At 64.3% G+C, this 7,510-nt stretch carries 8 protein-coding genes; 7 read left to right on the forward strand and 1 reads right to left on the reverse strand.

Annotated features, from left to right (window positions below; genetic code table 11):
- The 7 genes from A3736_RS17735 to A3736_RS15300 form a co-directional block, all read left to right on the forward strand.
- On the forward strand, nt 1-139 hold a 139-nt coding region (locus A3736_RS17735; protein ID WP_197465630.1), incomplete at its 5' end, for a VOC family protein.
- Nucleotides 139-1,245 (forward strand): NADH:flavin oxidoreductase/NADH oxidase, encoded by a 1,107-nt coding sequence (locus A3736_RS15275; RefSeq protein WP_229735546.1) that lies wholly within the window; start codon nt 139-141, stop codon nt 1,243-1,245. The genes A3736_RS17735 and A3736_RS15275, both read left to right, overlap by 1 nt.
- Nucleotides 1,242-2,393, forward strand: a complete 1,152-nt coding sequence (locus tag A3736_RS15280; RefSeq protein WP_067684714.1) for an L-dopachrome tautomerase-related protein — start codon at nt 1,242-1,244, stop codon at nt 2,391-2,393. Before A3736_RS15275 ends, A3736_RS15280 begins: the two co-directional genes overlap by 4 nt.
- A gap of 76 nt (nt 2,394-2,469) precedes the next feature.
- Nucleotides 2,470-3,210 (forward strand): SDR family oxidoreductase, encoded by a 741-nt coding sequence (locus tag A3736_RS15285; protein ID WP_067684716.1) that lies wholly within the window; start codon nt 2,470-2,472, stop codon nt 3,208-3,210.
- Nucleotides 3,211-3,321: 111 nt separating this feature from the next.
- Nucleotides 3,322-3,615 (forward strand): putative quinol monooxygenase, encoded by a 294-nt coding sequence (locus tag A3736_RS15290; protein ID WP_067684718.1) that lies wholly within the window; start codon nt 3,322-3,324, stop codon nt 3,613-3,615.
- Between the two features lie 66 nt (nt 3,616-3,681).
- Complete coding sequence (locus A3736_RS15295; RefSeq protein ID WP_233999436.1) at nt 3,682-4,143, forward strand: heme-binding protein; 462 nt, start codon at nt 3,682-3,684, stop codon at nt 4,141-4,143.
- A 140-nt stretch (nt 4,144-4,283) separates the two neighbouring features.
- Nucleotides 4,284-4,829 carry a type 1 glutamine amidotransferase domain-containing protein gene (locus A3736_RS15300; protein WP_067684720.1) on the forward strand — a complete coding sequence of 182 codons (546 nt, stop codon included), beginning with the start codon at nt 4,284-4,286 and terminating at the stop codon, nt 4,827-4,829.
- 256 nt (nt 4,830-5,085) lie between these two features.
- Here A3736_RS15300 and A3736_RS15305 read toward each other — a convergent pair.
- Nucleotides 5,086-7,510 (reverse strand): excinuclease ABC subunit UvrA (locus tag A3736_RS15305; RefSeq protein WP_067684722.1); only part of this gene is annotated, 2,425 nt, incomplete at its 5' end.

The following is a 7,510-nucleotide window of genomic DNA, read 5'->3' on the forward strand; positions in this document are numbered from 1 at the left end:
GATCAATCGCCCCCCGCGTGACGGATACATGGCGTTCGTCCGCTCGCCGGACGGGATCTCGATCGAACTGCTGCAGAAGGGCGAACCCAAGGCTCCGGCCGAACCCTGGGCCTCCATGCCCAACACGGGCGAATGGTGATGGCGAAATTGTTCGATCCGATTGAGGTTGGCGGGCTGCGGCTCGCCAACCGCATCGTCATCGCGCCGATGTGCCAGTATTCGGCAGTCGACGGCGCGATGACCGACTGGCACCGGATGCATCTCGGCCAGTTGGCGCTCTCGGGCGCGGGCGCGCTGACGATAGAGGCGACGGCGGTCAGCCCGGAAGGGCGCATCACCTACGGTGACGTCGGCCTGTACGATGACCGTACCGAAGCGGCGATGCGAAGCGTGCTCGAAAGTGTGCGCCGTTGGTCGGACATGCCGCTAATCATCCAGCTGGCCCATGCCGGGCGCAAGGCGAGCTGCGCCAAGCCGTGGCACGGCGGAACGCAGATCGCTTCCGATTCGGAGAATGGCTGGCAGACCGTGGCACCCAGCGCCATTCCCTTCGCTCCGGACGACCATCCCCCTGTCGAACTGGACAAGTCAGGGCTTGCCCGCATCCGGGAGGCGTTCGCGGATGCCGCGCGGCGCGCCGGCAGGCTCGGCATCGAAGCCATCCAGATCCACGCCGCGCATGGCTATCTGCTCCACGAGTTTCTTTCGCCGATCTCCAACCGGCGCGGCGACGACTACGGCGGCAGCTTCGACAACCGGATGCGGTTCCCGCTCGAAGTGTTCGATGCCGTGCGCGAAGTGTTTCCGGCCGACCGCCCGGTGACCGTCCGCGTTTCCGGGACCGACTGGGTTGAAGGCGGCTGGACAGCGGAGGAAACCGCATTGTTTGCACAGGAGCTGGAGCGGCGCGGTTGTTCGGCAATCCACGTTTCCAGCGGCGGGCTCGACCCGCGCCAGCAGATCCCGGTCGGTCCCGGCTATCAGGTGCCGCTGGCCCGGACGGTCAAGGACGCGGTCGCCATGCCTGTCGTGGCGGTCGGAATGATCACCGATCCGCACCAGGCGGAGCGCATCCTCGAAGACGGGCAGGCCGACGCCATCGCGATAGCCCGCGCTGCGCTGTGGGATCCGCGCTGGCCCTGGCACGCCGCTGCGGCGCTTGGCGCATCGGTAAAGGCGCCCCCGCAATATCTCCGGTCCGAGCCCCACGAAGCGGGCCGCATCCTCAAGGAAATGATCCCATGAAAATCTCCGTCAAACTGCTTCTGGCCGCTGGCGCTGCCCTCTCGCTTGCTGCCTGCTCGACGACCCGCGAGGGTGCATCCGCGCCCCAGATCGAACAGGTCGCGACCTTCGATGGCGCGATGCCGACTGGCGTGACCGTCGCCCCCAACGGGCGCATCTTCGTCAACTTCCCGCAATGGGGCGACAACGCGCCGTTCACGGTTGCCGAGCTGGTCGACGGCAAGGCGGTGCCTTATCCCGACGCCGCGACCAACCGGCCCGATCCGGCCGACCCGGCGGGGCACTTCATCTCGGTGCAGAGCGTGGTGGCCGATGGCGCCAACCGCCTCTGGGTGCTCGACACGGCCGCGCCTAAATTCTCTCAGCCGCAGGCCGGCGGGGCAAAGCTGGTGGCGATCGATCTTGCGACCAACCGGGTGGTGAAGACGATCGTCCTGCCGCCCAGCGTGGTGCTGCCCACGACCTACCTCAACGACGTGCGCTTTGATCTGCGTCAGGGCGCCGAGGGCGTCGCCTACATCACCGACAGCAGCAACGCCGGTGTCGGCGGCATCATCGTCGTCGATATCGCCAGCGGACGTGCGATCCGGCGCCTGTCGAACCATGTGACGACCAACCCGGAGCCCGGCTTCACCCCGGTTGTCGACGGTGTGGTGCTGATGAACCGTCCCGCTGGTGGACCCGTGACGCCGCTAGCAATCGCGAGCGACGCAATCGGGCTTAGCGCCGACGGCAGCTTGCTCTACTACGGGCCACTATCGGGTCGCACGCTGCACGCGGTCCCCACGGCCATGCTGCGTGACCCCGCGGTGTCCGAGGAGGAACTGGCCCGCGCGGTACGCAGCCTGGGGCGCAAAGGCGCCTCGGACGGGATTGCCGAAGACGACCGGGGCCGCGTGTTCGCCGGCGATTACGAGAACAACGCGATCCGCGTGCTCGACCAGGGCCGCTGGACGACGGTAGTCAGCGACCCCCGCATCAGCTGGCCCGACACACTGTCGATCGGCACCGACGGCTATCTCTACTTTACTGCCAACCAGCTCCACCGCCAGCCCGGCTTTCACGGCGGACGGGATTTACGCCGCAAGCCTTACGAGCTGCTCCGCATCCGGGTGGGCGCCGGGCCCGTCCTCTTGCGCTCACAGTGATCCCATCAGGCCGGGCAGGCTCGCGCGGGGCCGCGATCCGGCAAAAAATCAACAACTGACTTGAAGGAATGCAATCATGACAAAGGGTATCGAAGGCAAGGTCGTTCTCATTACCGGCGGCAGCAGCGGCATCGGCGCGGAAACTGCGCGTCTTCTCGCGGAACGCGGCGCGAAGGTGGCGATCGCCGCGCGTCGCAAGGACAGGCTCGACGAGGTCGTCGCTGACATCGCCGCAAACGGTGGCACGGCACGTAGCTACGCGCTGGACGTGACCGACAAATCGGCGGTCCAGTCCGTCGTCGCCGCAATCATTGCCGACTTCGGCCGCCTCGACGTGCTGATCAACAATGCCGGGCTGATGCCGATCCGTCCGATGGCCGAGGTCAACACCGACGAGTGGGACCAGATGATCGACGTCAATCTGAAGGGTACGCTCTACGGCATCGCGGCGGCCCTTCCCGGTTTTCTCGAGCAGGGCAGCGGTCACATCATCAACCTGAGCTCGGTTGCGGGTATCAAGGTCTTCGCACCGGGCGGCACGGTCTACTCCGGCACCAAGTTTGCCGTCAGCGCGATCAGCGAAGGCTTGCGCCACGAGGTGGGGGAAAAGGTCCGGGTCACGTCAATCGAGCCTGGAGCTGTCGAAAGCGATTTGAAGTTCACGACATCAGGCACGGCTGCCGAAACGGTGCTCGACTTCTATAAGCAGGCCATCCCGACGGCATCGGTGGCGCGTGCTATCGCGTTCGCTGTCGAACAACCTGATGACGTCGACATCAACGCGATCGTCATCCGGCCGACCGCACAGGAGTTCTGATTTCGACGAGGAGGCGGGGCCGCGTGTGCTCCGCCTCATAAGGAACGTTCCAGCCCGCCCTACCGTTACTTTGCCGAGTAATATCTGTCCGTTTCACTTGAGGAGTCATTTATGCCCAAACTTGCCCTGTATGTGCCACTTAAGGCCAAGCCTGGAAAAGAGCGCGATGTCGCCGATTTTCTGACCTCGGCATTGCCGCTCGTTCAAGCTGAGGCGGGCACTCTGACCTGGTATGCGATCGAGGAAGGTCCCGGTGCGTACGCGATCTTCGATACCTTCGACACAGAGGAGGATCGGCAGGCCCATCTTGACGGTAAGGTCGCTGCCGCACTGATGGACAAGGCGGACGAACTGTTTTCCGAACCGCCGCAGATTCACAAGTTCACCCTGCTGGCCGCGAAATAGCGAAGCGGTCGGCACTCTAGTGCGTCGCTCTTATCGCCCGCGTGGGGAGGACCCGCGCGTGGAGGCGTGCGTGAAGCGGTTTTCCCCGAACTGGCGAAGGATACACACCATGCTTACCGCCCTGAGCTCGACCTGAACGACGCGCGGACAATCGTCAATGCGGGGATCGCGGAGGCCGAGCGGATCGGCAACCCGATGAACATCGCGGTGGTCGATGCAGGCGGCTGCCTGCTAGCGTTCGCGCGAATGGACGATGCGTGGCGCGGCAGCGTCGACATCGCGATCGACAAGGCGTGGACGGCGCGTGCGTTCGACGTCGAGACCAAGGCGCTGGCGAAGCTCGCCCAGCCGGGCGCCGACTTCTATGGCATCCATGCCTCCAACGATGGCAAGGTGATGATCTTCGCCGGGGGCGTGCCCATCAAGGAGGGCGAGACGGTGATCGGCGCGGTGGGCGTGTTAGGCGGCAACGGCAAGCAGGACCAGGGCGTGGCCGAGGCGGCGGCGCAGGCGTTGGCGGACGGCTGATCCTTGGAGCGCGGTGACGGCCCAGCCGGCGGCGGGCTCGGGCGCCTTCAAGCATTTCGACAAGCGTGATGCTGGTTGGACGAAGGTCGTGCTCAAGGCGGGCACCTGACCTTGGTCTTCGACGGAATAGGAGATAAATTATGACTTTAGAAGGCAAATCAGTTGCCATTCTGATCGCACCCCGCGGGACGGAAGAACCAGAATTCTCGAAGCCCAAGCAAGCTGTCGAGGACGCTGGTGGCAAAGTGACCGTGGTCAGTTTTGAACCGGGCAAGGCTCGCACAGTCAATGGCGATCTTGACGAGGGCGGCAGCTATACTATCGACAAGACGTTTTCCGATGTCAAAGCCGACGATTTCGACGGACTTGTCGTGCCCGGAGGGACCGTCGGTGCCGACAAGCTGCGCGGCAGCGACGAGGCAATCGGTTTCATCCGGGCATTCTTCGATCAGAAAAAATCTGTCGCGGCTATATGCCATGCACCCTGGACATTGATCGAGGCGGACGTGCTCAAGGGTCGCACCTTGACGTCCTACCCGACGCTGAAGGTCGATATCGAGAACGCCGGCGGTACATGGACCGATGAGGAAGTCGTGGTCGACAACGGGCTTGTTACCAGCCGCGATCCCGATGATTTGCCCGCCTTCTGTGCCAAACTCGTCGAGGAAATCGCAGCAGGGAATTAAGACGGGGCGTTTCGACGAACCACGTGAGGGCCATCTCCATGGATAAGGTCTGCACAAAGCAAGCGTGGCGGATGGCCAGCGATTGGCCGTCCGCCACGCCGCGTATCACACGAACATGGCCCACCTCACGGGCAATCGAACCCTGAGCCGCGTCAATCCGCGGTGACACCTCGCCGGCTCTCGCATCCAGAATCGACCCATTCCAGCGTGGGTTTGAGGTGCACCTGATCGACGTGCCTTCGACCAGATTTACGACCTACAGCGCCGACTTGAGATAGCGGGCGGTGAGGCTGCCTTCCGCTTCCGCAACGACGTCAGGGACGCCGCTGGCAACGATACGGCCCCCATCTTCCCCGGCCCCCGGTCCAAGGTCGATGATCCAGTCCACCTGTGTGATGGCGCGCATGTCATGTTCGACGACCACGACGGTATTGCCGGCGTCTACGAGGCCCTGCAGGTGTTGCATCAGCCGGTCGCTGTCGGAGGGATGAAGCCCCGAAGTTGGCTCGTCGAGGATGTAGATGGTGTTGCCGCGTTGAGCGCGTTGCAGTTCAGTCGCCAGCTTGATGCGCTGCGCCTCCCCCCCAGACAGCTCGGTCGCCGGCTGACCGAGCCTCAGATAGCCAAGACCGATCTCTCGCAACACATCGAGGGAGCGCATCACAGATGCCTCGCCAGCGAAGAAATCGCACGCATCGTCGACCGTCAGTTCGAGCACCTGGGCGATATTGCGCCCGTTCCATTCGACTTCGAGCGTTTGCGGGTTGTAGCGAGAGCCATGACAGGTCGAGCACGGGGCAAAAACGCTCGGCAGGAACAGCAGCTCCACCATGACGTATCCCTCGCCCTCGCACACAGGGCAGCGGCCTTGCGCAACGTTGAACGAGAACCTTCCCGGGCTGTAGTGCCGCCGGCGGGCGAGCGGCGTATCAGCGAAGATCCGTCGCACATGGTCGAACATGCCGCTGTAGGTGGCCAGGTTCGAGCGCGGCGTGCGACCGATCGGTTTCTGATCGACCCGCACCAGCCTGCGAACATGCTCCATGCCTGCGACAATGCGTCCTTCAGTGTCGTTCTGCGCAACATCGAGCAGCGGATCGATAGCCTCCTCCTCGGCCACGGGGGAGCCGCCGAGGTGTTCCGTGACGAGCTCGGGCAGCGCCTGACTGACAAGACTGGATTTGCCCGATCCCGAGACGCCGGTGACAGCGGTGAAGCAGCCGATGGGAAACTTTACGTCGAGACCATGGAGATTGTTCCGCCTGATCCCTTCCAGGCGTAGCCATGCCTTGGGATCGCGCGGTGTGCGCTCACTGCGGAGCGGCTCTGCGAACAGGTAGCGGCGGGTGATCGAAGTCTCGACGTCGGCAAGCCCCTCTATCGGCCCGCTGTAGAGGACTTCACCGCCCTTTTCCCCGGCTCCTGGCCCGACATCGACAAGCCATTCCGCGCGGCGGATCACGTCGAGATCATGTTCGACGACGAACAGGGAGTTACCCGCCGCCTTGAGACGCTCGAGGATGGTGAGCAAGGCTTCGCCATCTGCCGGGTGCAACCCTGCCGAAGGCTCGTCAAGCACATAGACCACGCCGAAAAGCTGTGACGACAATTGCGTGGCAAGCCGCAAGCGCTGCAGCTCTCCGGAGGAGAGCGTCGGCGTGCTGCGGTCGAGCGAAATGTAGCCAAGGCCAAGATCGATCAGCGGATCCAGCCGCTCGATCAATTCGCAGGCAAGGCGTTGGGCGGCGACCCGCTTCTCGTCGGAGAGATTGGGCGTGCGGCGTACGTCGGGCGCAGCCTTGTGCGCCGAACCTCCTGCCGCGACTCGCCGTTCGACCGCCGCATCGCGGGCCGCCTTGCCGAGGACATGGCCCTTCGGGACCGCCGCGGCGCCCCCGTATTCGCCATGCGCGACGGGCGTGAGCAAATCCCGGAGTTTCAACACCGTCAGGTCGCCGAGCTCGGCAATGTCAAGGCCCGCGAACTTCACGGACAGGGCTTCGCGCTTCAGGCGCTTGCCGTCGCAGGTCGGGCAATCGCGGCCGATGATATATTGCGAGACGCGCTTCTTCATCAGCGCGCTTTTAGTGTTGGCGAAGGTTTCCAGCACATAACGGCGCGCGCCGGTGAAGGTGCCCTGGTAGCTCGGCTCCATGCCGCGCTTGAGCGCCGTCCGGGTCTGTGCGGGCGTCAGGCCCGCATAGACCGGCACCGTCGGTGCCTCTTCAGTGAAGAGGATCCAGTCGCGATCCTTTTTCGGCAGGTCGCGCCACGGCGTATCGACGTCATAGCCGAGCGAAACGAGGATATCGCGCAGGTTCTGGCCATGCCAGGCGGTCGGCCAGGCGGCGATCGCCCGGTCGCGAATGGTGAGGCTGTCGTCAGGAACCATGGTCTCTTCGGTCGCGTCATAGACGCGCCCGATGCCGTGACAGGTCGGGCAGGCGCCGGCGACCGTGTTGGGGGAGAAATCCTCCGCATAGAGCATGGGTTGATGGCGCGGATATTCGCCGACGCGGGAATAAAGCATCCGCACCAGGCTGGAGATCGTCGTCACGCTGCCGACCGAGGATCGCGCGTTGGCCGAGCCGCGCTGCTGCTGCAACGCGACCGCAGGCGGCAAACCGTCGATCGCGTCGACCTCCGGCACGCCGGCCTGGTCGATCAGGCGACGGGCATAG

Source organism: Erythrobacter sp. HI0063, assembly GCF_001635685.1.
In the GTDB taxonomy this organism is placed as follows: Bacteria; Pseudomonadota; Alphaproteobacteria; order Sphingomonadales; family Sphingomonadaceae; genus Qipengyuania.